We start from the raw sequence: 25,247 nt of genomic DNA, 5'->3' as shown, positions 1-25,247 counted from the left end.
TGGCATGACAGGTCCAAACGCGCAACCAGACTTGACCCGGTCCCAAGCCCGGCGAAAATGGCGCAAACAAAGTAGGAGATCCCATGAGACGCAAACTGGCCGCAGGCAATTGGAAGATGAACGGATCAGTCGCCGCTTTGGCCCAGATCGAAGCGATGAAACCCGCAGCGACCGACGCAATTGACGTTTTGATCTGCCCGCCCGCCCTTTTGGTTGCGCAAGCCGCAACCATCAGCGGAGACATTGCAGTTGGCGGTCAAGATTGCCATGCTAATGCCTCTGGCGCACATACCGGCGATACATCGGCGGTTATGCTCAAAGAGGCTGGCGCAAGCCATGTCATCACTGGCCATTCTGAACGCCGCACCGACCATGCAGAGAGCGACGAAAATGTTGCAGCAAAATCCCAAGCCGCTTGGGACGCTGGATTGATCGCGGTTATTTGCATCGGTGAAACACTGGACGAGCGTGAAGGCGGCGAAACCCTGAATGTGATCGGCACACAGCTTGCGGGCTCGGTTCCTGATGGCGCGACGGCGGAAAACACCGTTGTGGCCTATGAACCTGTCTGGGCGATTGGCACCGGCAAGGTTCCGACATTGGACCAGATCGGTGAAGTGCATGATTTCATGCGGGCCGAATTGGAAAAACGTTTTGGCAAGGACATCGCGGGCGGCGTTCGCCTGCTTTATGGTGGATCGGTCAAAGCATCGAACGCCACTGAAATCTTTGCCACATCCAACGTTGATGGCGCATTGGTTGGTGGTGCATCGCTTAAGGCCGATGATTTCGTGCCAATTATGACAGCGCTGGCCGCCAGCTAAACCGCACCGTTCCAAAGAAAAGGCGCCGCTCTGATCTCCAGAGCGGCGCCTTTGTTGTTTTAAAAACCCGGAGGGATCAGTTTGTGATGATCTCGGGGCCCATGAACTTGGTCGGCAGATAGGTCGACAGCCATGGAATGTAGGTCACCATAATCAAGAAGACGAAGAGCACGGCAAGGAACGGCAGCGCCGCACGCACAACCCGCATCATCGGCATCCCGGCCACACCGGAAGTCACAAACAGGTTGAGACCAACAGGCGGTGTGATCATCCCGATTTCCATGTTCACCACCATGATGATGCCCAAATGGATTGGATCGATCCCCAGCTCCATCGCAATCGGGAACACCAGTGGTGCCACGATAACAATCAAACCCGATGGTTCCATGAACTGACCACCGATCAGCAAGATCACATTGACGATCACAAGGAACATCACCGCGCCGAAGCCGACATTGATCATCGCACCGGCAATCTGCTGCGGGATCTGCTCATCGGTCAACACGTGCTTGAGGATCAAAGCGTTGGCGATGATGAACATCAAGGTGATGGTCAGCTTACCGGCTTCGAACAGCGTGTCTTTGGTGTCTTTGTGGAAAAACGCCGTGATAATCGCGATCGGCTTCGAGGCCAGCGACTTGTTCGGTTCGCCGTCTTTGCCCGCCAAAGGCCCCATATCGCGGTAGATAAAGTTCGCGATAAAGAAAGCATAGACCGCCGCAACCGCCGCCGCTTCTGTGGGGGTAAAGATACCGCCATAGATGCCGCCCAGAATGATGACGATCAGGAACAGGCCCCAAACCGCGTCTCCGCCAGCTTCGAACACTTCGCCCCAACCGCGCCACTCGCCCTTAGGAAGGCTTTTGACACGGGCGATGATGTAGATGGTGATCATCAACATCGTGCCAGCCAAAAGACCGGGAATAACGCCCGCCAAGAACATCCGGCCAACAGAGACCTCGACCGCGGAGGCATAGACAACCATAACAATCGATGGCGGGATCAAGATGCCCAAGGTGCCCGCGTTGGCAATAACGCCAGCTGCGAAATCCTTGGTATACCCGACCTGCCGCATGCCGGCGATCACGATCGAGCCGATGGCCACAACCGTTGCCGGGGAAGATCCGGACAACGCTGCAAACAGCATACAGGCAAACACACCCGCAATCGCCAGACCGCCGTGGAAATGCCCCACAATGGCAATCGAGAACCGGATGATCCGCCGTGCCACGCCGCCCGTCGACATAAAGGACGACGCCAGAATGAAGAACGGGATCGCCAGCAAGGTATAATGCCCTGCCATCGCTTGGAAAAAGCTTTGAGCAACGGCGCTGAGAGACGTCTCAGACAGAACCAGCAAAAACAGGATGGATGAAAAGCCCAAGGACACAGCGATCGGAACACCAATCAGCATTAGGCCAATGACCATTAGAAAGAGAATAGCGACATCCATTGAATCAATCCTCGCGATTCAGATGGGCGACATCGTCGACCGCATCTTCGGCTTCATGGCTCACGATCAGGCTGTCCGCCGAACCGGTCATGATGGCCCAAGTGGCTTGGCAAAAGCGCAACAGCAGCAGCGCCGCACCAAAGGGCAAGATAAAATAGGGAATAAAGCGCGGGATCTTTTCGTAGGCCTCGCCTTGATTGAAGATCGGTTCGATAAAGCGCAGCCACTCCGGGATGCGAATATCGTTCACCTCGTACCAGGCTTGGTCGCGGCTATCTGCGATCCCTGTCGGGAACCAGCGCCCTTCGGTGGCATTCAATCCTGCAAACGGTGCCCAATAGTCCCACGCGCCTTTAAACAGTAGACACGCATAGGCGACACAAATTGCTGCTGCGATTAAACCCATGGTGCGGCGCATGGGCGGCGGCACCATATTCAGCACCACATCGACACCCAGATTGGACGTCTTTTTCACCGCATAGCTGATGCCAAACAGCACGAGCCACGCAAACAAAAACGAGGTTGTCTCAAGCGCCCAGATCATGGAACGCGGTGCCTCGATGCCGATGACACCTTCTAAACTACGCCACCAACCTGAATTGAATACATATCTTACAATCACGTTCAAAAAGGTGATGATCGTCATCAAACCAAGAATGATCGCGATAAAACTTTCCTCAAGCTCGTCGATAAAACCGCCAAGTAATGAGGGGGTCTGGGAATGTCCTGACATGCCCCGTCCTCCGCTGTCCATAGAGGATATGAAAACCGGCCCGATTGTTCGGGCCGGTCTATGAAAGCTACACTAGATTAGTGCATGCCGTTGATTTTTTGAGCTGCGTCAATGTTGTCTTGACCAACATCGCCGACAAACTGTTCCCAAACAGGCTTCATGGTTTCAACCCATGCCGCGCGCTGATCTGCATCCAGTTCGCGCACAACGCCGCCTGCATCGATGACCGATTTTCTGGCCGCTTGGTTCACAGTGAAGGATTCACTGTTACGCGTTGCGGTCACTTCGGTGATGATTGTCGCCAGCTGTGTGCCAACTTCTTCGGGCAAGCTGTCCCAGAAATCTGTCGACGTTACGAGCATATAGTCGATCACACCGTGGTTGGTTTCGGTGATCCCGTCCTGCACTTCGAAGAACTTTTTGCCATAGATGTTCGACCAGGTGTTTTCCTGACCGTCAACAACACCGGTTTGCAGTGCGCCGTAGACTTCGGAAAATGCCATTGGCTGCGGGCTACCGCCCAGGGCTGCCATTTGAGCTTTCAGAACTTCGGAGTTTTGTACACGGAACTTCAGACCGGCAGCATCGGTTGGGTTAACCAGTGCTTTGTTTGCGGACATCTGTTTCATGCCATTGTGCCAGAAGGCCAAGCCCAAAAGACCGCGACGTGTCATCGATTCTTTCATCGCCTGACCGGTTTCGGAGTTTTGGAAAGCATCAACCGCGTCGATGTTTTTGAACATAAAGGGCAGGTCAAAAATGCGGAACTGTTTGGTGAACTGTTCGAACTTGGACAGCGAAGGTGCCGCCAACTGAACATCGCCATTCAGAAGGGCTTCGAGAACCTGATCGTCATTATAGAGCGTCGAGTTCGGGAAAACCTCAAGGCAGGCCTTGCCGTTCATCTCGTCGTTAACGCGCTGTTCAAGCAAGCTGGCTGCGATGCCTTTCGGGTGCTTGTCGGTGTTTGTTACGTGGCTGAACTTGATGACGATTTCGCCGTCATCACATGCTGCCATTGCGCCAGTGGCGCCAGTTACAAGAGCGGTGGCCGCAACAGCGGACAACAAAAGCTTTTTCATGGGTATCCTCCCCAAAGTTGATTAAGTGGTGCGCCACCCCTCCTCGGGTGGCTGACCGCTTAACAAAGCCCTGCGCATCGAATCGGATCAAGCACGTGTTTAAAGGGCACCCCAAATTTAATTTTTTCAAATTTATTCAAATGGATACACCGACATCCAAAGGTGTATACGCAAGACCCTAAACCGCCCTGTGCGGAAATTCGCACAGCCGTTAGCGCCCATTGTGCGGAAATCCGCACAGAATAACCGAATCGTGATTCGACTATTCCGTTTTGCGAAAATCATCGGGCCTCAGCCCGTATTTCGCCATTTTATCATAGAAGGTCTTGCGCGGCAGTTTTAGCAGTTCGGCTGCAAGGCGCGCCTGCCCGCCCGCCTGCCCCAAGGCCTCGGCCAGCAACGACCGTTCGACCTGCGCCATACGCTCAGACAGGCCCAAATCATCAACAGGCACCGCGTTTTCTTCGGCCAGCCCCAAAACAAGACGCATCGCTTCGGACATCAACGCCCGTGCATTCCCCGGCCAATCGCGCGCAACCAGACTGGCCAGCAGATCATCGGGGATCTCTGGAACCGAAAGGCCGGCTTGCTCCGCCGCTTGCGCGACGTAGTGCCGAAACAGAACCGGTATATCTTCGGGACGCTCAGCCAAGGCAGGAATGCGCAATTGCATGACTTCTAGCCTATAATAGAGTTCTGCGGAGAATTTCCCCTGCGCCACCAACTCCGAAAGATCCTGCGTGGTGCCACCAATCAAAATTGCCCCGCCGCGTTCCAACAGGTCCATCAAGGCAACTTGGGTGTCCATCGGCAAAGCTCCGATTTCGTCCAAGAACAGCGTTCCGGTGACACAGGACGCCCAAACTGTTTCCAAATCGGACCGGTCCATCGCCGCTGCGGCACGTTTTTCGAACGGGCCTTTGGCGCGCACAGCCCCCAGATGAACAACTTCGGCGACCTTGGAAATCCCTGTGCCCGGAGCGCCGGACAAAAGGACATCTGTCCCCGCCTGCGCCGCCGCCCGCACCCGTGTCCGCAAAGTTTCCGCCTTGGCCGAGATACCAAAGATGAGCCGTGCAGCAGGATCCCCCGTTTCCAGCTGCGCCTTAAGCAAACGGTTTTCCAAAACCAGCGATCTGGTGTGCATCGCCCGTTTAACAACGCTTATTAACTCGCTGGCACCACAAGGTTTTTCCAAAAAGCTAAAGGCCCCCATAGACATGGCTTTGACCGCCATGGGAATGTCGCCTTCACCGGTCAGCAAGACAACTGGCAGGTCGATATCCTGCCCACGGGTGAAATCCAGAAGGTGAAACCCATCGCGCCCCGGCATGCGAATGTCAGAGACAATAACCCCGTCAAATTTGGCGTTGATGTAATCCTTGGCTTCCAAAAACGAACCGGCGCTGAGCGTCTCGATCTCGGCCAGCTCCAAAGTCTGGACCAGCGCCTCGCGCACCTCCGGATCATCATCAACCAGCAAAACCTTCACTTTAGCGCTCCTTGTGCCTGCACGCCGTCCTCATCTTGCCAGTAGTCCAATTCGACCGTGAACATCGCACCCTGGCCCACATTGGCCCCGCGGATTTTGCCGCCAAAGCTTTGAACCAGCCCGTATGAAATAGACAGGCCAAGCCCCATACCCGCGCCGACCTCTTTTGTCGAATAAAACGGTTCGAAAATCCGCTCCGGATCGGCAATGCCCGGTCCCAAATCGCGCACGGTGACGGCCAGTTTTTCGCCGTTGTCGATCACAATACGAATATACCTGCGATCCTTCTCCAACATCGCATCAGCGGCATTATTGATCAGATTTACAAAGACTTGCGTCAAACGCACTTCACCGCCCCGCGCATAAACCGGACCATTGGTTGCTGCTGGATCCCAGTCAAGCTCAACCCCGTCCTGCTTCAATCGCGCTTCGGTCAATTCAACAGCGGATTGCAGCACCCCAACCAAATCTACCCTGCCCATCGGTTCACTTTCATTGCGCGAAAACGCCCGCAAATTGGTGATGATACGCGCCGCACGGCTGGCAAGGCTTGCGATGCGGTTGAGGTTTTCGCCGGTTTTATCAGGCTGCCCGCGCCCTAAAAACGCCTGACCGTTTTCCGCATATTGCCGGATCGCCATCAAAGGCTGGTTTAACTCATGGCTGATCCCGGCCGACATCTGCCCCAGCGCGCTAAGCTTGCCAGCTTGGACCAAATCGGCCTGCGCCTGTCGCAAGGCCGCCTCTGCATCCTCGCGCTCCACAACTTCGCTGCGCAGCGCTTTGTTCACATTTTCAAGATCCAAAGTACGTTCACGTACCCGGCTTTCGAGCGCCAGATTGGCCCGTGCCAAGGCCCGCCGACGTGTCCCCGCAAAAAACAAAAAACCCCCGAGCCCCAGACAGAGCGCCGCCACAACAGCCGCTTGCAGTCCGGCCAATCGCTGCGCAGACCGGATATCTACCAATGATTCCGCAACCATTCCGATGACAGGCAACGCCTGATTTAAATACAACGCCGTATTAGGCACATAGGGGCTCAGGTTTTGCTTCAAAAACACATGCTCGCCCAGCTGTTCAAACGTTATATCAAACCTGTCGCCCGCAAGGTTTACCATGCCCCCGGGGACTTTTTTCCAAAACAACAGCTCTGACCGGCTGGTGACAAATACCTCGCCTGCTTCCGTGCTGAAAAACACCGCAGGGCGTGACGCCCGCCATTCTTGTTCCAGCCGGTCGATATTCACCGCAACAACCAAGACCCCCAGAACGCCTCCGCCTGCTGCAAAGCTTGGGGCGGCGAAATAATAGGCGCGGTTATCGAACAGCGCATTGACGCTGTGACCCGCGCCCAATGCGCCGTCTTTTGCCCGTAAAAAATATGACGATTGGGCCACCGCAGGCGGCGCGCGGCCATGGGCCGACGCCAAAACGGCCCCTTCGGCATCCAGATAGAACGCGGTCAAAGCCCCGGTTTTATCGACGGTTTCTTGCAACAACTGATTGGCAACCTCGGGCGCGGTGCCCGAGTGTAAATCCATCAAGGCAGGATGGTCTGACAACAAAACAGCCGTGGACCGATAGCGTAGCAAGCCCGCAACAAGCCGATCTGACGCCAATGCCAAATCCGCCTCGCCGCGCGCTGCCAGCTGACCGATTGCCTGACCATAGCCATAGGTCCAAGCCCCCCAAGAGAGACCGGCGACAAAAATCAGATACAGCGCAACGCCCCATCCGCGTTTGTTCGGAAAACCATTCATACCAGAACCCTACACAAGCAACACACGATGAGCCACAGCTGCAAAACCGCCTGCTACAAAGGCAAGGCGGTGGTGGCCTTGATCTCTTCCATCGACAAAAGCGCCGTCACATTGTGCACTTTCACCTCGGAAATCAGCGCTTGGTAGAACTCGTCATAGGCGCGTGCATTTTTTACCCGAACCTTCAGGATGTAATCAATATCGCCCGCCAAACGATGCGCCTCTTGCACTTCAGGGCGGGCCTGCAACGCCGCTAGAAACTTTAGCTGCCAATCCGCTTCGTGTTCAGATGTGCGGATCAAAACGAAAAAGGTCGCTTCGAATCCAAGGGCTTCGGCATCCAGCACAACGGTCTGCGCACCAATCACTCCGGCATCACGCATTTTGCGGATTCGATTCCAAACAGGGGTCTTCGAAGACCCCACTTCGCGGGCAATTTCATCCAAAGATTGTGAAGCATCGCGCTGCAGCGCAACAAGGATTTTCCGGTCTGTGTCGTCAATCTTCATGCATTGTTCCTGATTTCGCAAAATATGGGAACTTCTCTCCCCTTCACGCTACAGCTTAGAACATCATTCCTTATTTGCCTAGGTAACTGGCAACACATAGGGAAAGTTTCCTATATTGGGGTCAACGAAACACCCGAGGCCAACATGCCCCTGACACAGATCTTTTCCACATTGCGCGGCAAGCGCCCTGCCCCGGCCCTTGGCCGTACAGTGGGCAAGGTGCGTTTTGTCGGCGCAGGTCCCGGCGACCCCGACCTGCTGACCGTCAAAGCGTTGACGGCGCTGCAAGAGGCAGACGTTGTCATTCATGACGGTCTGGTTCCAGTGTCGATCGTTAAACTGGCGACCTCGGCCATGAAGTTCATTCCCGTTGGCAAAAAAGGTTTCGGTCAGCATACCCCCCAAGACGTGATCAACGCCCGTATCGTTGAAAACGCCCGGCAAGGACACACAGTTGTGCGCCTTAAGGGCGGTGATCCAACCGTTTTTGCCCGCCTTGATGAAGAGATCGAGGCGCTTGAGGCTGCCAGCATAGATTATGACATCGTCCCTGGAATCACCGCGGCCTCGGCTTCTTTGGCGGCCATTGGTCAGTCTTTGACCAAACGCGGCCGCAATGCGTCAGCGCGCATTTTGACCGGCCACGATATGAAGGGCTTTGCCGACCATGACTGGCGCACGCTGGCCGGATCCGGTGAAGTTGCTGCCATCTATATGGGCAAGCGCGCCGCGCGGTTTATCCAGGGCCGCTTGCTGATGCATGGCGCTGCACCTGACACGCCTGTGACCTTGGTGGAAAACGCCAGCCGCACCGATCAGTCGGTGCTGGGCACCACCCTTGTGAATTTGCCTGACGCCGTTGAGCAGGCCGACCTAACCGGACCGGCGCTGATGCTTTGGGGTCTTGCCCCACGCGATGCCGCCTCCCTTCCCCTTTTAAAGCAGGAGCTTGCCTGATGGCCAAAGCCTTTACCCCAAAAGTAATCACCGCAAATGCCCTGTCCGAAGGCGATGTTGTGTATCTGGACGCCAATGATGTTTGGGTGCGCGATCTGGCCCAAGCCGAACTTCTTACTGATGAGGCTGTCGCCGATGTTCGCTTACTTGAAGCAAGCGCACAGGCTGAAATCGTTGTTGGTGTTTATCTGGCCGACATGAAGGCCGGACCAAACGGCCCCGAGCCGGTGCATTTTCGCGAAGAGTTCCGCCGCCGCGGTCCTTCGAACTACTTTCACGGCAAACAAGCCAACATCTAAGCGCAAATCCGCAGGAGCCAAGCCATGTATAGCTATTCCGAATTCGACGCGGCCTTTGTTGCCGAACGTAACCGCCAGTTTCGCGGCCAGGTAGATCGCCGCCTGTCCGGTGCCTTGACAGAAGATGAATTCAAGCCGCTGCGCTTGATGAACGGTGTGTATCTGCAACTGCACGCTTATATGCTGCGCGTCGCCATTCCCTATGGCACGCTGAACAGCACACAAATGCACAAGCTGGCGGATATCGCTGATCGTTGGGACCAAGGGTATGGTCACTTTACCACACGCCAGAACATCCAGTACAACTGGCCAAAGCTGGGCGATATCCCCGAGATGCTTGAGGCACTGGCCGAAGTCGAAATGCATGCCATCCAGACATCGGGCAACACCATCCGCAACGTGACCGCCGATCATTTCGCCGGTGCCGCTGCCGATGAAATTGCTGATCCGCGCCCGATTGCCGAACTGCTGCGCCAGTGGTCCACCGACCACCCTGAATTCCAGTTCATGCCGCGCAAATTCAAGATCGCGGTTACAGGTTCGCCAAACGACCGCGCCGTAACAAAGGCGCATGATCTGGCCTTCCGCATGGTGCGCAACGACGCCGGCGAACCCGGTTTCGAAGTCATCGTCGGCGGCGGTTTGGGCCGCACTCCGATGGTGGGCAAAGTGCTGCGCGCCTTCTTGCCCCAAGAAGATCTGCTGGCCTATGCCGAAGCTGTTGTGTCGGTTTGGAACATGCTTGGCCGCCGCGACAACAAGTACAAAGCCCGTATCAAAATCACCGTGCACGAGCATGGCATCGAAGAAATCCAGCGCCTGACCGAGGCCCGTTTTGAAGAAATCCGCCCGCTGTTCAAAGGGGCAGATCAAGCACAGTTAAGGGCGATTGAAGCACATTTCGCAGCGCCAGACTTTGCCGACCGCCCGCTTTCCGGCTTTGAACGTGCCTATAACAGTGATCCGGTTTTCCGCAGCTGGGCCGACACCAACCTGTCCGAGCATAAGGCTCCAGGCTATGCCATCGCGCAGATCTCGATCAAGAAACATGGCGACACCCCCGGTGATGCAACCAGTGCCCAGATGCGCGTCATGGCCGATATTGCCAACGAATTTGGCCACAACGAATTGCGCATCAGCCATGAGCAAAACGTCGTGCTTCCGCATGTTCACAAAGATGACCTGCCAGAAATTCACGCCCGTCTGAAATCACATGATCTGGCCACGGCCAACATCGGAAAGATCAGCGATATCATCGCCTGCCCCGGTATGGATTATTGCGCACTGGCAACCGCCCGTTCGATTCCTGTCGCGCAGCAAATCGCCACCCGTTTTGACGAACTGAAGCTGGAAAACGAAATCGGTGATCTTAAAGTCAAAATCTCGGGTTGCATCAATGCCTGCGGGCATCACCATATTGCGCACATCGGTATCCTTGGTTTGGACCGTGGCGGTGTAGAAACCTATCAGATCACACTGGGCGGCGATCACACTGAAACTGCGGAAATCGGTACACGCACTGGCCCAGGATTTGGCTATGACGAGATCGTTCCGGCTATCGAACGATTGGTTGCGGCCTATCTGGACTTGCGCCTGACCGAAGACGAGACCTTTCTTGAAACCTATCGCCGTATTGGCATGCCTCCCTTCAAAGAAGCGCTCTATGGCGAAGCGGCAAACAAGCGTTCCAAGGCGGCCTAATACAATGAAAAATACATCTGCCGGATTTCCCGGCCGCAACACTGGCGCGGTTCCCGATCACAGTGCTCTTCAGGCCCGCGTTGACGCCTTGAACAGCCGCTATCGCCACCATTCGGCGACGGCGGTTCTTCAAGGGGCTTTACGTGATCCGGAAGCGGGTCGGATCGCTATGGTTTCCTCCTTCGGGGCCGAAAGCGTGGCTTTGCTGCACTTGGTGGCGATGGTCGACCGCAAGACACCGGTTTTGTTCATCGACACCCAGCTTTTGTTCGCGGAAACACTGGTCTACCAACAAGAACTGGCAGAACGGTTGCGCCTCGAGAACCTTCAGGTGATCCACACAGATGCGGACACGCTGGCGAAACGGGACCCCTACGGCGGCTTGCGCTTGGGGGACCGCGACGCTTGCTGTTCCCTGCGCAAAACCGAGCCGCTGGAAAAAGCGCTGGATGGGTATGACGGCTGGATCACTGGCCGGAAACGCTACCAAAGCGCCAGCCGCGCCAATCTCCAGTTCTTTGAACTTGAGGACGCGACCGGCAGGATCAAAGTCAATCCGCTGGCCCATTGGGGCCCGACAGATGTGCGCGACTATATGGAAGCCAACCGGCTGCCCAAACACCCGCTGGTCGCCAAAGGCTACCCAAGCATCGGTTGCGCGCCTTGCACCAGCAAGGTTGCACCGGGCGAAGACCCCCGCGCCGGACGCTGGCGCGGCGAAGACAAAGAAGAGTGCGGCATTCATTTTGTAAATGGTCGCGCGATACGCCCCCCTGCAAGCGCGGATCAAAAGACCGCCGGCGCAAAAAACGAGATTCAAGGAGAAACGGCATGAGCGTGATCGTGACCGATAGCGGCTTTGCCGCGGACGATTGGACATTGGGCTTTGACAGCGACACTGCGCTTGATCTGGCCTCTGATGTAGATCCCAGCGGCGTTGCATTTGACGACGCACAAATCATCCGCGTCGACTTTCCCAGTTTTGCTGATGGTCGCGGTTTCACCATCGCTCGCCTGTTGCGCCTACGCGGATACACAGGTCGGCTCCGCGCCAAAGGCCATATGATCAACGAACAATACGCCATGGCCCGCCGGTCCGGTTTTGACGAGGTCGAGATCTCGGACGATCTGGCCGCACGTCAGCCAGAAGACCACTGGACCGCACGCGCCAACTGGCAGCAGCATGACTATCAGGCACGCATGCGCGGCTAAACGGCACAAAAGCACAGGTTTTTCGCCGCCGCCCGGCAAATGTGATCGGGTGGCGGCTTTTACCTGACATAAATCAAAGCTAAATCTCATTTACCGGTTAAAAAACCGGCAGAGGAATAATGACAGAGTTGACCCCCGTGACCGAAGCAACAGCGACCCAAGCCCCGCAGCCCCGCAAACTGGCTGTTCCCGACGCCCAGACCGTGACCGAAGTAAAGCATTTCACGGATCGTTTGTTTTCGTTCCGCTGCACGCGGCCTGCATCCATGCGGTTCCGGTCCGGTGAATTTGTGATGATCGGCTTGATGGCGATCAACGAAAAAACCGGCAAGGAAAAGCCGCTGCTGCGCGCTTATTCCATCGCATCGCCGTCATGGGACGAAGAGCTTGAGTTCTATTCTATCAAAGTACAGGACGGCCCTTTGACGTCGCGCTTGCAACACATCGAAGTTGGCGACCAGATCATTTTGCGGCCCAAGCCTGTGGGCACTTTGGTGCATGATGCGCTGCTACCCGGCAAGCGTATCTGGTTGTTTGCAACTGGCACCGGATTCGCGCCTTTCGCCTCGCTTTTGCGCGAACCGCAAACCTACGAAGACTACGACGAAGTTATCATAACCCACACCTGCCGCGAAGTGGGCGAGCTGACTTATGGCCGTGATTTGATCGAAGCGCTCAAGACGGATGAATTGCTGAACGAAGTGATCGGCGAAGGCTTCTGGAAGAAGATCAAATACTATCCGACCACCACCCGTGAAGAGAGCCCCAAGATGGGCCGCATCACCGATCTGATGCGCAAAGGCGAAGCGTTCAAGGATCTCGGCGTGCCGGTGATCAACCAAGAGAGCGACCGGGCGATGGTTTGCGGAAATCTCGCATTTAACTTGGAAATCAAAGAGATGCTTGAGGAATACGGTCTGGAAGAAGGGGCCAATTCCGATCCCAAACACTACGTTGTTGAAAAAGCCTTCCTTGACTAAATGCAGGTTTTGCCGGCCTTTCTTGGCCTGTTTAACCTGATGTCCACTTTATTCTGGCCTCCTATGCTCAACGCAAATTCGGAGGCCAGAATGGACACCCCCCTTCCCAAAACTGAGATTTTTCCACCCGCAAAATCGGAATCAGCCCCCGGTGCATTTTCTGCAATCCGGGCCAAGCGGGCGCGACTTGACGGGATGATGGCCTGCTATGACATCTGCAATATCACCCCGCGTGAGATAGACGCCCTGGTCGACAAAATGCTGGCCGCGGGTCAGCCGCTTGATGCTGACATGCTGATGTTTTCCAGTTTCGGGGAACGCTATCGCGGACATCTTTGTGACATCACGGGACAAGCCGCAGACGCCAGCTCCGCTGCAGACATGATGTCTGTCGCCAAGGACCAACTTGGCATCGCCCAGCGGGCAGAGGATGCCCGATCCGTCGCGACATGGGTCACCTTCATCGATTTTCTGGATGTGATCCGTGCGCGCACTCTTAAATATATGGGTGTGGAAGAAAGCTTAGCGTAACGACAGACCTCGAAAAGAAAAAGGCCGCAGACAAAGTCCGCGGCCTTTTCCAACTTGTATTGGCTGACCTTAAAGGCCCAGCAGACCAGACAACTGACCCAGGATCGAGGTTAGACCTTCTGGGTTGGTTTTGGCTTGCTCCAACAGGGCCTTGGCCCCTGTTTTGCTGACCAGATCCAGATCGGATCCGTCAATATAGTCGGAAACCATGTCGTAATCGAAACCATCAGCTGTCAGCAGTTCGGTGATGCTTGGAGTTTCGGTGGCGGCTACGGCGGTGTCAGCAACAGCTTCAACGGCTTCGGCGGCAGGCTCTGCAGCGACCTCGGCAGCACCTTCAGCAGCAGCGGCGGCAGCGGCGGCAGCTGGCTCAGCAGTTTCTGCAACGGCGTCGGCAGCAACAGCGGCAGGATCGGCAACAACGTCAGCAGCCTCTGCCGCAGTTTCAACAGCTTCTTCGACGGGCGCAGCGACGGCCTCAACAGCCTCTTCTGCAGTATCGGCGACAGCGTCAACAGCCGCTTCTACCGGCTCAGCGACGGTTTCAACAGCGTCTTCTGCGGTATCAGCAACAGCTTCTACAGCCTCTTCAACCGGCTCGGCGACGGCCTCAACAGCGTCTTCTGCGGTATCAGCGACAGCTTCAACCGCCTCTTCTGCAGTGTCCGCAACAGCTTCGGCTGTGTCTGCCACGGCGTCTGCCGCTTCAGCTGCGACAGCATCGGCTGCGCCTTCAACTGTTTCGACGACATCACCAGCAACTTCGGCAGCGTCTTCGGCAACTTCCGCTGCACCTTCGGCCACATCTTCTGCAACGTCTTTCGCAGCATCAGCAACGGCTGCAGCGCCTTCTGTCACTTCTTCTGCAACGTCTTTGGCGACATCACTGGCAGCGGCGGCCGCCTCTTTTGCTACATCCTGAGGCGCTTGCCCCGAATACCAAAAATAGCCCCCTACCGCGACAACTGCCGCGACAATGGCCAGGATCAACTTGTTCATGTCGAACTCCCTTGCAAACACAAAAATCTACGCGAACGACTCTTCTCCGCGCTTCCCTTGGGGGTTTGGCCCTGCTAGACGCGCTCCGCAAGGGGGAAAGCTACATCATATGGCGCAGCAAAGGCGATTTGCCGCTTGTATCGCGCCGGTGTCAAGTTTACCCTGCCGCCTTGATATAGACCATAAATCGGAGCAAACCCATAGCCCGCAGACCGCATAACGCGCCGCCACAGCGCGACACAGGCCCTCGTGTGAATGACCGCATTCGCACCCCTGAAATCCGCCTTATTGGCGCCGAAGGTGAAAACGTCGGCGTTGTAACACCGTCGCGTGCCATGGAAATGGCCGAACAGGCCGGGCTGGACCTCGTAGAAATTTCACCCAACGCCAATCCACCGGTCTGTAAGATCATGGACTACGGCAAGTTTAAGTACGAACAGCAAAAGCGTGAATCCGAAGCGCGTAAAAAGCAAAAGACTATTGAAGTCAAAGAGGTAAAGTTCCGTCCCGGGACCGATACTCATGACTACGACGTAAAAATGCGCAATGTTTTCAAGTTTCTTGAAGGCGGCGACAAAGTCAAAGTGACTTTGCGGTTCCGTGGCCGTGAAATGGCCCACCAACAGCTTGGACGTGAGCTGCTGGAGCGTGTTGCCGGTGATGTCAAAGAGCTTGGCAAAATCGAGAACATGCCGAAAATGGAAGGCCGTCAAATGGTCATGATGATCGGGCCGCTTCCCAAGTAAGCTGCGCTTTCGGACAAACACAAAACCCGCCGAATTCCGGCGGGTTTTTTTGTTTCAAGGATTCGCAGCTGGCCAAAGCTGCATTAGGCCTCTCGAAGGCGTCCGCGCTGTGGAATTTCCTTAAGCAAACCGCCAACCCCCATGCCTGCAATGTCCAAAGACGTCACCGGAACGCCGCACAGCAATCTCTCCAAAACCCAATCCGCACCATTCAAAGCAGGAGAGCGTGCACAGCCCGGCAGCCCAATCACCGGCCTGCCCTTTAAGTGCCCAAAGAACAACAAGTTGCCCGGATCTACAGGCATACCGAAATGCGTGACCTCTCCGCCGGCGTCCCGCAGCGCCTGCGGTCCGACGTCCAAAGCGTCTGAGGTTGCGGAACCCGTCAAGATCAGCAGAATATCGGCGTCACTGGCGGTCAGGGCTTGGGACACCGATGCAATATTATGCCGGACAACTTGCATCGGACCAAGTTGAACATTCATTCGTTCCAACCGGTCTTGGGTGACAGCCTGTCCTTTCTGGCCAGTGTCCGCACCGTCGACCGATGTCTGGATCAACTGGGCCGACCGGCAAGACACCGGCCGCAAACGCAGAGCCGATTGACCGGCAAGACAGGCAGCGTCAAGCGCAGCCTGAGGCACAGCATAGGAAATAATCTTGACGGTCGCGACCATATTGCGCTGCGCCACACGTTGCCATTTCGGCACTGTTGCCACCGTAATCATTGGATGCAGGGCATTCAACGCATTGATGCGGTCTGCTAAAACTTCAACAACACCAACACCTTCTGCGTAGATATTCACGCGCCCCGTCGCAGGTTTGCCCAACCTAAGACCGGCACGACCTGCATCCGGAACCAACGCCAAAGCCAGTTGCTGCGCCGCATCGTCTTCGGCGACATCTCCGGCTTCCAAACGTGCCACAGTAACTTCGGTCAAACCCGCAACCTGCATGGCCGCGATGTCTTCATTTGAAATGACTCGCCCCTTGCGCAGGCGTTTGTTGGTCAAAGCAATGGAATGCGCCAAAATCGTGCTTTCGGCATCGCACACTGCGACAGGGCCAAATTTCATGCGCCCTTCCTTAGTACCTGAACCATCTGCGACAGGATCGAGACCGCAATTTCAGCCGGTCCGGACGCCCCGAGGTCAAGCCCGATCGGTCCGTGAATCCGAGCAATTTCTGCCTCGGAAAACCCGGCCTCTTGCAACCGCATCACCCGTTTTGCATGGGTTCGCGTGGACCCCAAGGCTCCAATATAAAAACAGCCCGATCGCAGCGCCTTCATCAGTGCCGGATCGTCCAGTTTCGGATCATGTGTCAGCAAAACCAGCGCCGTGCGCCCATCAAGGCCCAATTGCGTCACCGCCTCATCAGGCCAGTCATGCAAGATCGTTTCGCCGGGGAAGCGCGCGCCAGACCCAAAGGTTTCACGCGGATCAATGATAACAGGATCGTATCCGGCGATCCGTGCCATCGGCAACAAAGCTTGGGTGATGTGAACAGCCCCCACCACAATCAACCGCAGCGGCGGGTTGTGAATGGCAACAAATTCCCGGCTTTCGGGTTCAAAACCAGAGCGATCCATACGAAACCTGTCTTGATGACCCGCGTGATCAATACGGCGGGCACCACTGTCAAGATCAACGACGTAGGCGGCCGGCTTTCGCTGCGCCCGCGCCGCGACCAGTTCCGCCAGCATCTCTTCGGGCAGGACTGCTCCTATCGGTTCCAACAAGATGCGGATCGTGCCGCCGCAGGCCAACCCGACGGCAAAGGCATCGCCATCGGACACGCCGAATTCCAATTCCCGCGCGCCGCCTTCTTCCAGCGCTTCCAATGCTTCGACGATCACCGCCCCTTCAACACAGCCGCCAGAGACAGATCCTTCGATCTGGCCGCCCCCGGAAATCGCCAGCTGAGCCCCGACACGGCGCGGAGCCGATCCCCAGGTTTCAATCACACTGGCCAGAACTGCGCCTTCACCTGCCCGGTGCCAAGCCAAAGCCTGCTCGGGAATTTCGTCGAACCGATCCATGAAAGACTCCTCCTGCCGTTTATTTTAACACGGAGCAGACCAAAGTCGCCCCATCCTAAAGTCTGAAATTCATAAAACAAATTGGGGTCGGGGTCGAGCAAGGCAAGGTTCCTTCCCCCGGGTTCGGGGGAAGGTCAGGTTGGGGGCTGAATCGGGTTGGCGCGCAGGCCCTGCGCGGCCGCGTGGTTACTGCCGCGATTTAGGTCTCGGCGGTGACATCATGTTTATAGATCCAGTCAAACTGGCCCAGCATCCGATCCGGGGCCATACGTCCCATAACCCCAAGTCCCAAATGCGCTGCGCCGCGCAGCAATGGATTGCTCAGGTGGTATTTCCAAGCGTTGCCGTTGGCGGCCTCGACCACTTTTGCAACCCGTGCCCGTCTGCGCTTCTGGTAGCTTGCCAGCCCCTCAGCCACATGGTCGTGGCGCGCCAGACAATCAGCCAAAACCCAGGCGTCTTCGATAGCCATGACCGCGCCCTGCGCCATAAAAGGCAATGTAGGATGGGCCGCGTCCCCCAGCAATGCCACGTTTTCGCCGGTCCAGTTGCGGGCCACGGAATGCCGAAATAATCCCCAAATTCCGGGGGCATCTGCTGCATGCAACATTTCAGGCACCATACCGCCAAAACCAGCAAAGGCCGCGCGTAGGTTGGATGCATCATCGATATGGCTCCAACCTTCGGCTTGCCAAGCTTTGCGTTCCTCGACTGCAACCAGATTAACAGCCTGACCCCCGCGTAAAGGGTAACTGACCAAATGCCGGCCCGGTCCCATATGCACCCGCGCTTCGGGAGGGTGGCCCACCAGATTTGGCACAACGGCTCGCCAAGCAACCTGACCTGTGAAAAACGGGGCCGCAACACCATTCAAAACCGGCCGCAGAACGGAATGCAGGCCATCCGCTCCGATGACAAGATCATCATCCAGATGATCGCCATTGCCAAATTCAACCCGCGGCTTTGCGCCCGGGCGCACGCTCGAGGCCTGTTGCAGCAGCCTGATTTGCACTCCAGTCTTACGCGCGGCGGTTGCCAAAAGATCGATCAAATCAGCACGGTGCACAAAGCGATAGATTTGCGCCTTGGGCAGTTTGGTCAGATCCAGGCGCATCACTTCGGACCCGCGTTTGTAGTCGCGCAACGACACAGCCTGCCCCGCCACCGAAATCTTGGCAAAGGCCTCGTCCAGCCCCAAGGCTTCGAACACCCGCAAACCGTTTGGGCTGACCTGAATGCCAGCCCCGACTTCGCGGATCGCGTCAGCTTGTTCCAAGACGCGCACATTTGCGCCCTTGCTGCGCAACGCCAAGGCCGTTGTCAGGCCCCCAATACCGCCGCCAATGATTGTAACGCCCAGACCGTCCACAGACATAGTCATCCCCTCAAAAAGCAAAACGCCGGAGCAAACAGCCCCGGCGTTTAAATCTCATACCGGCGCATCGAAAAACGCAGCGCAGGCGGCGCATCAGTCGTCGCGGTGGACTTTTTCGCGCCGCTCGTGGCGTTCTTGTGCTTCAAGCGTCATGGTTGCAATCGGACGCGCGTCCAGCCGTTTCAGGCTGATCGGCTCGCCGGTTTTTTCGCAATAGCCATACTCACCTTCGTCGATCCGGCGCAGCGCGGCATCGATCTTGTTGACCAATTTGCGCTGACGGTCGCGCGTGCGCAATTCCAGCGCACGATCGGTTTCCTCACTCGCGCGGTCGTTCACATCCGGGATGTTACGCGTGCCTTCTTGCAAGGTTTCGATTGTGTCGCGGCTATCTGCCAAAAGATCGGTTCTCCAATCTTGCAGCTTGCGACGGAAATACTCAGTTTGCCGCTCATTCATGAATGGCTCGCTGTCAACCGGACGATAATCGTCAGGCAGGAAATTTTCAGGTTTCATGGTGCCCCCGCTGTCTCCACCAGTATCCATCATGTTCAATTTCTCTCCAGATAGTGGCAGCCCTCGGCGCTGCATTTAACGTATGGCAGAGAGGATGTCACTAGCGAAAACGGCCGACCTGACGTCGAAAACATCCTGTCCAACAGCCTCCCCTAACCCATCGAAAACAAGCGACTTCCAAGGTGGCGAACCACCACTCCGGAAAAATGACGAAACGGCGTGCCTTGCCAAGCCAGCTTGGTCTGGGTAGGCCTCAATGTGCAATATTTAGGAGAAATTGATGCGTTTCCAAGGCACCGACACATATGTCGCTACTGACGATCTGACCATGGCTGTAAATGCGGCCGTCACCTTGGAACGCCCGCTTTTGGTTAAGGGCGAGCCCGGCACTGGTAAAACCGAGCTGGCACGGCAGGTGGCTGACGCACTTGGCGCGCCGATGATCGAATGGAACGTCAAATCCACCACCAAAGCGCAGCAAGGGCTGTATGAATATGATGCGGTATCGCGCCTGCGCGACAGCCAGCTGGGCGACGAGCGTGTCAATGACGTAAAAAACTACATCCGCAAAGGCAAACTGTGGCAGGCCTTTGAAGCGGATCAAAAGGTGGTTTTGCTGATCGACGAAGTCGACAAGGCAGACATTGAATTCCCGAACGATCTACTTCAAGAACTCGATAAAATGGAATTTCACGTCTACGAAACGGGCGAAACGATAAAAGCCGTGAACCGGCCCATCGTTATTATTACGTCGAACAATGAAAAAGAGTTGCCGGACGCATTTTTGCGCCGATGCTTTTTTCACTACATCAAGTTTCCCGACCAAGACACTCTGCGCAAGATTGTCGAAGTGCATCACCCCGGTGTCAAAGAAGCCTTGCTGACCACGGCACTGACACAGTTCTATGAAGTGCGCGAGCAGCCTGGCCTGAAGAAAAAGCCCTCAACCTCTGAGGTTCTGGACTGGCTCAAACTGCTGCTGGCCGAAGACCTAGATGCCGAAGACCTAAAGCGCGATGCTGCAAACGCCCTGCCGCGGTTGCATGGTGCCCTGCTGAAGAACGAACAGGATGTCCATTTGTTTGAACGTTTGGCCTTTATGGCGCGGCGCGACCGTTAACACATCTGCCCTCTACCGGCGGGCGCGATTTTTCGTCGAAAAATCGTCTACGACAATGAGACCAGCGCATGTGGCCAGACATTAACAAAGCCTAACAAATTTTAACCATATTCTAGCCTCATGCGCTGCCATTGCGCACCATTCACCGCCCAAAAGCCTCAATACAGCCACCTTTACCAGTTGATTTTGCACATTTAATCAACCTGATTGTTGCCCTCATGCACAGGTTAACCTTTTGTAAACAAACACACTCCTCCGCCTTATCGTAAACGGAATATTATTTTTCCATAAGGTTGCAGAGGCCTGTGCACAAATCAAAGTTTTGCCCTATACTCTCCCTACAGAGGACAGAAAAACACCGGATGTCTTGTACATCTGAGTTAAAAACAACGAGCAGGCAGGCTTTAATACATGTCCCAAGATGAGACTATGATGGTGCGCGCTTTGCGTGCCGGGGACGGTCACGTGTGGAAAGAACTTTGGAAAGACTATCTGTCTTTCTACGAGACCTCTTTGCCTGACGCGATCTACACCTCGACATTTGCACGCCTTTTGGGCGACGACCCGCGTGATTTCAATGCTATGGTCGCCGAAGTTGACGGTCGCGTTGTCGGGCTTGTTCACTACCTCTTTCACCGCCACGCCTGGAAAGTCGAAGAGGTCTGCTATTTGCAAGATCTATACGCCTCTCCCGATGTGCGCGGCAAAGGCGTAGGCCGGGCATTGATCGAAGCCGTTTACAAAGCCGCAGACGCACACGGCGCGCCGTCTGTTTACTGGTTAACTCAGGAATTCAATGATACCGCCCGTCAGCTCTATGACCGGATCGGCGTTGTCACACCATTCCTCAAATACCAGAGGCCATGATGCTCAAAGCCAGACGTTTTATCCTCCCCCTGTATTTGCTGCTTGGTGCTTGCATGCCGGTATCGCAACCGGACATCCCGACTCGCTCTGCGACATCGGTTGTGTCCGGATTGCCCCCGATGAAGGTGTTTTCTGTGCCGCGCCCGTCAGCGCCAGTTGCCTCGAATTCGGACATGGCACGCGATTTCCTGGATCTATCTTTTACTTTGGAATCCGGCCGCAGTTTGTCGACCCTTACAAGGTTCGAAGGTCCGATCACCGTCACAGTTTCTGGATCGCCGCCGCCTTCGCTGGCTCCTGATCTGACCCGCCTTCTCTACCGATTGCGCAAAGAGGCAGGGATCAACATCTCGCTGACCAATTCCATCGATGCGAATATCACGGTCCAAGCCGTTAGCCGCGCAGATATTCGCAAACATTTGCCATCGGCCGCCTGTTTTGTGGTTCCAAATGTCAGAACGCTGGCAGAATACAAAACCAACCGGCGCACCCGGAAAGTCAGCTGGTCGCAGCTCACCAAACGCGAAACTCTGGCGATCTTTATTCCCAATGACACCAGCGCCCAAGAAGTACGCGATTGTTTGCACGAAGAACTGGCTCAGGCGCTTGGCCCTTTAAACGATTTGTACCGATTGCCTGACAGTGTCTTCAATGACGACAATGTGCATACGGTTTTGACCGGCTACGACATGACAATCTTGCGCGCCTATTACGACCCCGCCCTGCGCAATGGCATGAGCCGCACGCAGGTTGCCGACAAACTCCCTTCTATTTTCGCCCGCCTCAATCCGCGCGGTCAGGGCAAACCAGCACGCCGGCTCAACAAAACCCCGCGTGTCTGGATTGATGCCGTGCAAACCGCACTGGGCCCCGGAGCCGACCCGGCGCAACGCCGCTCTGCCGCTGCTGAAGCGCTTCAGGTTGCCAAGGCAATGGGCTGGACCGATCACCGCCTAGCGTTTTCGCATTACGCCATGGGCCGCCTGCTGCAAGCCGTCGATCCCGATGCCGCTCAAGATCACTTTGTCTTGTCCCAGCGTTACTTTGGTGCCGGTCCCGACACGGCTTTGCACCGCGCTTATGTGTCATCGCAACTGTCAGCCTACGCCATCAGTTCTGGCCGCAGTGAAGATGCGCTTTATTTGCTGACCCCGCATCTCGATACCGCCATGCGCCACGAAAACGCCGCCCTTTTGGCAACGCTGATGATGCTGCGCGCCGAAGCGATGGAAATGTCAGGCCGCGTCACTGAAGGCCGCCAAGTCCGACTGGACTCGCTTGGCTGGGCGCGATACGGGTTCGGCTCGGATTGGGCCGTACGTGCAAAACTGCGCGAAATCGCATCGCTCAATCCAGTCAGACGTAGCAGAGGCGGATTATGATTGTCATCGCAAGTGCATTGATCGGGGCCTTGATCGGCGGCTTTACGGCCGCACGCCGCAAAGGCAACAAGGCTGATATTGCGCAATATGCCACCGGCTATGCCATCGCCTTTTCACTGGCCGGTCTGATCGTCACAATTGTTTTGGAAAAACTTCTTTCCTAATCAGCTGATTTGCGATTTTCCCCTTCGCACGGCACCCGCAATTTGTCGCAACGGCACGGCGCCGTGATGCGCATGGACCGTTGCACCCACGGTGCTGCCTGCGTACACAGACCGCATGTTTGTGCCCTTTTTTGAAAATCTTCGAAACGCCGGTGTGCCGGTCTCCTTGCGCGAATACCTCGCCTTTCTTGAGGGGATGCGCGCCGGTCTGGCAACCTATGACATCGAGGCCTTCTATTTTCTGGGCCGCTCGATCATGGTCAAGGATGAACGCCATCTGGACCGCTTTGACCGCGCCTTTTCCGCCAGCTTCAAAGGTCTTGAAAGCATCACGCCTGAACAAGTTCTGGACGCTGTGGACCTGCCCGCCGATTGGCTGGCCAAAATGGCGGAAAAACATCTCAGCGCCGAGGAAAAGGCCGAGATCGAAGCCTTGGGCGGGTTCGACAAACTGATGGAAACGCTCAAAGAGCGCCTCAAAGAACAAGAAGGCCGGCATCAAGGCGGCAACAAATGGATCGGCACTGCTGGCACATCGCCCTTTGGGGCCTATGGGTACAATCCCGAAGGGGTGCGGATCGGTCAGGATAAATCGCGCCATCAGCGCGCGGTCAAAGTCTGGGACAAGCGAGAATTCAAAAACCTGGACGACAGTGTCGAGCTGGGTACACGCAACATCAAGGTCGCGCTGAAACGCCTGCGCAATTGGGTGCGCGACGGGGCCGAAGAAGAGCTGGATCTGGACGGTACCATCCGCGCCACAGCCGAACACGGGTATCTGGATGTCCAAACCCGCGCCGAGCGGCGCAACGCTGTCAAAGTACTGCTGTTTCTTGATGCGGGTGGGTCAATGGATCCCTACGTCAAAATCGTCGAAGAACTGTTCTCCGCAGCGCGCGTAGAGTTCAAGCATCTCGAACACTTCTACTTCCACAACTGTGTCTACGAAGGCCTGTGGCGCGACAATCGACGCCGCTGGGATGCGCAGGTTCCCACTTGGGAGGTGCTCAACACCTACGGGGCGGATTACAAATGCATTTTTGTTGGCGACGCCTCGATGTCTCCTTACGAAATAGCCTATCCAGGCGGCGCAAATGAACATTGGAACCAAGAAGCCGGTCAGGTCTGGCTAGAACGCATGCGCGGCCAATGGGCCAACCATTTATGGATCAATCCGGTTCCACAAAAGCATTGGCAATATACCCAATCGATTCACATGATCCGCGAAATTTTCGAAGAGCGCATGGTGCCGATGACTTTGGATGGCATTGATCGCGGTATGCGATTGCTGGGCCGATAACCCCCCAAACCGGTCGGGTCCGAGCACGAGCGCCCCTTTATCCATCCGCACATTTGTTTGCCTTCAATTTGGCAATCGCTGAGGCAAAACACATTTAGTCAGGGCCAACTGCGCGACGCAATGAGCGCACGTAAGGCGTTGGTAGAACTAAGAATTAGGAAGGATTGGTGGGTGATGAGAGGCTCGAACTCCCGACATCTTCGGTGTAAACGAAGCGCTCTACCAACTGAGCTAATCACCCGTGAAAGGCGGTTTAGCCAAAGCTGAAGAACTGCGCAAGAGGCTTTTTTACGATTCATCCGGCTTTTCTAATTTTCCTTATGAGCAGCAATAGCACCTGCGAAATCCTACGGTTCAAAGCGTCCACTTCCCTTCCCTGCTTCTTTCGCCAGATCACGCAAAACGCGTGACTTTGAAACGGTTTTCGGCAAGTCGTAAAAAATTCTGCGTTGTCCCACAGGTGTCCCGATTAACCGGTCAGGCTTTCGCAATTGCAGAGGGGCAAAATTCAGAGACCCACAATGGGAAGGTAAGACTATGATTTCGAGAAAATGGTGGGTGATGAGAGGCTCGAACTCCCGACATCTTCGGTGTAAACGAAGCGCTCTACCAACTGAGCTAATCACCCGTGAGGGGCGGTTTAACGGTCCTCGACGGATTGCGCAAGTGGCCTTCGACTAGAAATATCGACTTCTTCTGGTTGGCGAATTCGGGCACCTATGACCTGACCATTTCTCACCTTTTTCATGCGGGTCACTTTGATTTTGCCCATTGGCCGCATGTTGATATCCCGACCTTCGGCCAGTGCCTCCCCCAAAACGGCAAGTACTGCTTCTACCGCGGGTTTTACGTCGCGCTTTTTGAGGCCGCTGCGTTCCACAGCAAGGTCAATCAACTCCTTTTTCTTCATAGCCTCGTGGGGTGACAGAGGCAGATCCGCGCTGGGTGCGTGTAAAAGCGTATCAACAGCTGCCTGCTCACCTATAGCGCCCCCAGCCGGTTTACTCGCAAATGATTTTGTTTCGGATGCATCGTCGTGCTGCGACATCCCTGTGCTCGTGATGGCCATCGTATTTGCCCCAGTTCCTGTGAAAGTCCGCGTATTCTGCATGAAGTTTCTGCCTGAAGGAGGTGTCTTGACCCACTTCAAATTACCTAAAATGCAGCAAAAACCCTAACGATTGCTTGACTCACCCACATTGCC

Annotated in this window: 25 protein-coding genes, 2 tRNA genes and 1 pseudogene; 14 read left to right on the top strand and 14 right to left on the bottom strand. The window is 55.7% G+C overall.

Going from position 1 to position 25,247, the window contains the following annotated elements:
* The first annotated feature begins 83 nt into the window (after positions 1-83).
* The gene (gene tpiA, locus C8N36_RS01685) at positions 84-824 is read left to right on the top strand and encodes a triose-phosphate isomerase (RefSeq protein WP_097802693.1); all 741 of its coding nucleotides are present in this window, start codon (positions 84-86) and stop codon (positions 822-824) included.
* 76 nt (positions 825-900) lie between these two features.
* Here the strand turns inward: tpiA and C8N36_RS01680 are convergent, their stop codons facing one another.
* The 6 genes from C8N36_RS01680 to C8N36_RS01655 form a co-directional block, all read right to left on the bottom strand.
* Positions 901-2,277 carry a TRAP transporter large permease gene (locus tag C8N36_RS01680; protein WP_097802694.1) on the bottom strand — a complete coding sequence of 459 codons (1,377 nt, stop codon included), beginning with the start codon at positions 2,275-2,277 and terminating at the stop codon, positions 901-903.
* Positions 2,278-2,281: 4 nt separating this feature from the next.
* Entirely contained in the window at positions 2,282-3,010 is a 729-nt protein-coding gene (locus C8N36_RS01675) for a TRAP transporter small permease (protein WP_097802695.1), read from the bottom strand.
* Positions 3,011-3,087: 77 nt separating this feature from the next.
* Complete coding sequence (locus C8N36_RS01670; RefSeq protein WP_097802696.1) at positions 3,088-4,092, bottom strand: DctP family TRAP transporter solute-binding subunit; 1,005 nt, start codon at positions 4,090-4,092, stop codon at positions 3,088-3,090.
* A 262-nt stretch (positions 4,093-4,354) separates the two neighbouring features.
* Entirely contained in the window at positions 4,355-5,584 is a 1,230-nt protein-coding gene (locus C8N36_RS01665; protein WP_097802697.1) for a sigma-54-dependent transcriptional regulator, read from the bottom strand.
* On the bottom strand, positions 5,581-7,344 hold the full coding sequence (locus tag C8N36_RS01660) for a sensor histidine kinase (protein WP_110767747.1): 1,764 nt from the start codon (positions 7,342-7,344) through the stop codon (positions 5,581-5,583). The genes C8N36_RS01665 and C8N36_RS01660 overlap by 4 nt, the downstream gene beginning before the upstream one ends.
* Before the next feature lie 53 nt (positions 7,345-7,397).
* A complete protein-coding gene (locus tag C8N36_RS01655; RefSeq protein WP_097802699.1) occupies positions 7,398-7,853 on the bottom strand; it encodes an Lrp/AsnC family transcriptional regulator in 456 nt (151 codons plus the stop codon).
* Positions 7,854-8,066: 213 nt separating this feature from the next.
* On the opposite strand from C8N36_RS01655, the pseudogene cobA reads away from it, so the two are divergent.
* From cobA to C8N36_RS01620, 7 genes and pseudogenes are all read left to right on the top strand, one after another.
* Positions 8,067-8,810: pseudogene (gene cobA, locus C8N36_RS01650) on the top strand (uroporphyrinogen-III C-methyltransferase); the annotation flags it as partial.
* Entirely contained in the window at positions 8,810-9,109 is a 300-nt protein-coding gene (locus C8N36_RS01645; protein WP_097802701.1) for a DUF2849 domain-containing protein, read from the top strand. The pseudogene cobA and the gene C8N36_RS01645, both read left to right, overlap by 1 nt.
* A 24-nt stretch (positions 9,110-9,133) precedes the next feature.
* Positions 9,134-10,810, top strand: a complete 1,677-nt coding sequence (locus tag C8N36_RS01640; protein WP_097802702.1) for a nitrite/sulfite reductase — start codon at positions 9,134-9,136, stop codon at positions 10,808-10,810.
* 4 nt (positions 10,811-10,814) lie between these two features.
* The gene (locus tag C8N36_RS01635) at positions 10,815-11,645 is read left to right on the top strand and encodes a phosphoadenylyl-sulfate reductase (RefSeq protein WP_097802703.1); all 831 of its coding nucleotides are present in this window, start codon (positions 10,815-10,817) and stop codon (positions 11,643-11,645) included.
* Positions 11,642-12,022 (top strand): DUF934 domain-containing protein, encoded by a 381-nt coding sequence (locus tag C8N36_RS01630; RefSeq protein WP_097802704.1) that lies wholly within the window; start codon positions 11,642-11,644, stop codon positions 12,020-12,022. Before C8N36_RS01635 ends, C8N36_RS01630 begins: the two co-directional genes overlap by 4 nt.
* A gap of 119 nt (positions 12,023-12,141) precedes the next feature.
* Positions 12,142-13,002, top strand: coding sequence for a ferredoxin--NADP reductase (locus tag C8N36_RS01625; protein WP_097802705.1), 861 nt, complete (start codon positions 12,142-12,144; stop codon positions 13,000-13,002).
* A 90-nt stretch (positions 13,003-13,092) separates the two neighbouring features.
* Positions 13,093-13,533 (top strand): hypothetical protein, encoded by a 441-nt coding sequence (locus C8N36_RS01620; protein ID WP_141467917.1) that lies wholly within the window; start codon positions 13,093-13,095, stop codon positions 13,531-13,533.
* A gap of 69 nt (positions 13,534-13,602) precedes the next feature.
* Here the strand turns inward: C8N36_RS01620 and C8N36_RS01615 are convergent, their stop codons facing one another.
* Complete coding sequence (locus C8N36_RS01615; RefSeq protein ID WP_097802707.1) at positions 13,603-14,532, bottom strand: hypothetical protein; 930 nt, start codon at positions 14,530-14,532, stop codon at positions 13,603-13,605.
* A 251-nt stretch (positions 14,533-14,783) separates the two neighbouring features.
* On the opposite strand from C8N36_RS01615, the gene infC reads away from it, so the two are divergent.
* On the top strand, positions 14,784-15,278 hold the full coding sequence (infC, locus tag C8N36_RS01610; protein ID WP_245910697.1) for a translation initiation factor IF-3: 495 nt from the start codon (positions 14,784-14,786) through the stop codon (positions 15,276-15,278).
* An 83-nt stretch (positions 15,279-15,361) separates the two neighbouring features.
* On the opposite strand, the gene C8N36_RS01605 is transcribed toward infC, so the two are convergent.
* From C8N36_RS01605 to dksA, 4 genes are all read right to left on the bottom strand, one after another.
* Positions 15,362-16,354 (bottom strand): molybdopterin-binding protein, encoded by a 993-nt coding sequence (locus C8N36_RS01605; RefSeq protein ID WP_097802709.1) that lies wholly within the window; start codon positions 16,352-16,354, stop codon positions 15,362-15,364.
* Positions 16,351-17,319: an XdhC family protein gene (locus C8N36_RS01600; protein WP_097802710.1), complete on the bottom strand. Its 969-nt coding sequence runs from the start codon at positions 17,317-17,319 to the stop codon at positions 16,351-16,353. Before C8N36_RS01600 ends, C8N36_RS01605 begins: the two co-directional genes overlap by 4 nt.
* A 199-nt stretch (positions 17,320-17,518) precedes the next feature.
* Positions 17,519-18,694 carry an FAD-dependent monooxygenase gene (locus tag C8N36_RS01595; RefSeq protein WP_097802711.1) on the bottom strand — a complete coding sequence of 392 codons (1,176 nt, stop codon included), beginning with the start codon at positions 18,692-18,694 and terminating at the stop codon, positions 17,519-17,521.
* A 93-nt stretch (positions 18,695-18,787) separates the two neighbouring features.
* The gene (gene dksA / locus C8N36_RS01590; RefSeq protein ID WP_097802988.1) at positions 18,788-19,210 is read right to left on the bottom strand and encodes an RNA polymerase-binding protein DksA; all 423 of its coding nucleotides are present in this window, start codon (positions 19,208-19,210) and stop codon (positions 18,788-18,790) included.
* A gap of 280 nt (positions 19,211-19,490) precedes the next feature.
* Here dksA and C8N36_RS01585 point away from each other — a divergent pair, with 280 nt between their 5' ends.
* From C8N36_RS01585 to C8N36_RS01565, 5 genes are all read left to right on the top strand, one after another.
* Complete coding sequence (locus C8N36_RS01585) at positions 19,491-20,330, top strand: AAA family ATPase (protein ID WP_097802712.1); 840 nt, start codon at positions 19,491-19,493, stop codon at positions 20,328-20,330.
* A gap of 411 nt (positions 20,331-20,741) precedes the next feature.
* Complete coding sequence (locus C8N36_RS01580) at positions 20,742-21,197, top strand: GNAT family N-acetyltransferase (protein WP_097802713.1); 456 nt, start codon at positions 20,742-20,744, stop codon at positions 21,195-21,197.
* A gap of 53 nt (positions 21,198-21,250) precedes the next feature.
* Positions 21,251-22,579, top strand: a complete 1,329-nt coding sequence (locus C8N36_RS01575; protein ID WP_245910696.1) for a DUF2927 domain-containing protein — start codon at positions 21,251-21,253, stop codon at positions 22,577-22,579.
* Entirely contained in the window at positions 22,576-22,743 is a 168-nt protein-coding gene (locus C8N36_RS01570) for an apolipoprotein acyltransferase (protein ID WP_097802714.1), read from the top strand. Before C8N36_RS01575 ends, C8N36_RS01570 begins: the two co-directional genes overlap by 4 nt.
* A 115-nt stretch (positions 22,744-22,858) precedes the next feature.
* Positions 22,859-24,043 carry a vWA domain-containing protein gene (locus C8N36_RS01565; RefSeq protein WP_097802715.1) on the top strand — a complete coding sequence of 395 codons (1,185 nt, stop codon included), beginning with the start codon at positions 22,859-22,861 and terminating at the stop codon, positions 24,041-24,043.
* Between the two features lie 165 nt (positions 24,044-24,208).
* On the opposite strand, the gene C8N36_RS01560 is transcribed toward C8N36_RS01565, so the two are convergent.
* The 3 genes from C8N36_RS01560 to C8N36_RS24425 all read right to left on the bottom strand — a co-directional run bounded on the left by C8N36_RS01560 (position 24,209) and on the right by C8N36_RS24425 (position 25,112).
* Positions 24,209-24,284, bottom strand: a tRNA-Val gene (locus C8N36_RS01560).
* A 311-nt stretch (positions 24,285-24,595) separates the two neighbouring features.
* Positions 24,596-24,671 (bottom strand) — tRNA-Val (locus C8N36_RS01555).
* Between the two features lie 12 nt (positions 24,672-24,683).
* Complete coding sequence (locus tag C8N36_RS24425) at positions 24,684-25,112, bottom strand: HU family DNA-binding protein (RefSeq protein ID WP_245910695.1); 429 nt, start codon at positions 25,110-25,112, stop codon at positions 24,684-24,686.
* Positions 25,113-25,247 lie beyond the last annotated feature (135 nt).

Source organism: Pelagimonas varians (assembly GCF_003208435.1).
Lineage (GTDB): Bacteria > Pseudomonadota > Alphaproteobacteria > Rhodobacterales > Rhodobacteraceae > Pelagimonas > Pelagimonas varians.
Note: the sequence above shows the minus strand (reverse complement) of the source record. Positions and strands in the feature narration are given on the sequence as shown.

Excerpts from the sequence above, each read along its gene's own strand:
- C8N36_RS01585 (WP_097802712.1), top strand. The coding sequence starts at position 19,491 with ATGCGTTTCCAAGGCACCGACACATATGTCGCTACTGACGATCTGACC.
- C8N36_RS01670 (WP_097802696.1), bottom strand. The coding sequence starts at position 4,092 with ATGAAAAAGCTTTTGTTGTCCGCTGTTGCGGCCACCGCTCTTGTAACT.
- C8N36_RS01635 (WP_097802703.1), top strand. The coding sequence starts at position 10,815 with ATGAAAAATACATCTGCCGGATTTCCCGGCCGCAACACTGGCGCGGTT.
- C8N36_RS01625 (WP_097802705.1), top strand. The coding sequence starts at position 12,142 with ATGACAGAGTTGACCCCCGTGACCGAAGCAACAGCGACCCAAGCCCCG.
- C8N36_RS01660 (WP_110767747.1), bottom strand. The coding sequence starts at position 7,344 with ATGAATGGTTTTCCGAACAAACGCGGATGGGGCGTTGCGCTGTATCTG.
- C8N36_RS01640 (WP_097802702.1), top strand. The coding sequence starts at position 9,134 with ATGTATAGCTATTCCGAATTCGACGCGGCCTTTGTTGCCGAACGTAAC.
- C8N36_RS01580 (WP_097802713.1), top strand. The coding sequence starts at position 20,742 with ATGTCCCAAGATGAGACTATGATGGTGCGCGCTTTGCGTGCCGGGGAC.
- C8N36_RS01680 (WP_097802694.1), bottom strand. The coding sequence starts at position 2,277 with ATGGATGTCGCTATTCTCTTTCTAATGGTCATTGGCCTAATGCTGATT.
- tpiA (WP_097802693.1), top strand. The coding sequence starts at position 84 with ATGAGACGCAAACTGGCCGCAGGCAATTGGAAGATGAACGGATCAGTC.
- C8N36_RS01570 (WP_097802714.1), top strand. The coding sequence starts at position 22,576 with ATGATTGTCATCGCAAGTGCATTGATCGGGGCCTTGATCGGCGGCTTT.
- C8N36_RS01630 (WP_097802704.1), top strand. The coding sequence starts at position 11,642 with ATGAGCGTGATCGTGACCGATAGCGGCTTTGCCGCGGACGATTGGACA.
- C8N36_RS01600 (WP_097802710.1), bottom strand. The coding sequence starts at position 17,319 with ATGGATCGGTTCGACGAAATTCCCGAGCAGGCTTTGGCTTGGCACCGG.
- C8N36_RS01645 (WP_097802701.1), top strand. The coding sequence starts at position 8,810 with ATGGCCAAAGCCTTTACCCCAAAAGTAATCACCGCAAATGCCCTGTCC.
- C8N36_RS01655 (WP_097802699.1), bottom strand. The coding sequence starts at position 7,853 with ATGAAGATTGACGACACAGACCGGAAAATCCTTGTTGCGCTGCAGCGC.
- C8N36_RS01675 (WP_097802695.1), bottom strand. The coding sequence starts at position 3,010 with ATGTCAGGACATTCCCAGACCCCCTCATTACTTGGCGGTTTTATCGAC.
- C8N36_RS01595 (WP_097802711.1), bottom strand. The coding sequence starts at position 18,694 with ATGTCTGTGGACGGTCTGGGCGTTACAATCATTGGCGGCGGTATTGGG.
- C8N36_RS01620 (WP_141467917.1), top strand. The coding sequence starts at position 13,093 with ATGGACACCCCCCTTCCCAAAACTGAGATTTTTCCACCCGCAAAATCG.
- C8N36_RS01575 (WP_245910696.1), top strand. The coding sequence starts at position 21,251 with ATGCCGGTATCGCAACCGGACATCCCGACTCGCTCTGCGACATCGGTT.
- C8N36_RS24425 (WP_245910695.1), bottom strand. The coding sequence starts at position 25,112 with ATGGCCATCACGAGCACAGGGATGTCGCAGCACGACGATGCATCCGAA.
- C8N36_RS01605 (WP_097802709.1), bottom strand. The coding sequence starts at position 16,354 with ATGAAATTTGGCCCTGTCGCAGTGTGCGATGCCGAAAGCACGATTTTG.
- C8N36_RS01615 (WP_097802707.1), bottom strand. The coding sequence starts at position 14,532 with ATGAACAAGTTGATCCTGGCCATTGTCGCGGCAGTTGTCGCGGTAGGG.
- dksA (WP_097802988.1), bottom strand. The coding sequence starts at position 19,210 with ATGAAACCTGAAAATTTCCTGCCTGACGATTATCGTCCGGTTGACAGC.
- C8N36_RS01565 (WP_097802715.1), top strand. The coding sequence starts at position 22,859 with ATGTTTGTGCCCTTTTTTGAAAATCTTCGAAACGCCGGTGTGCCGGTC.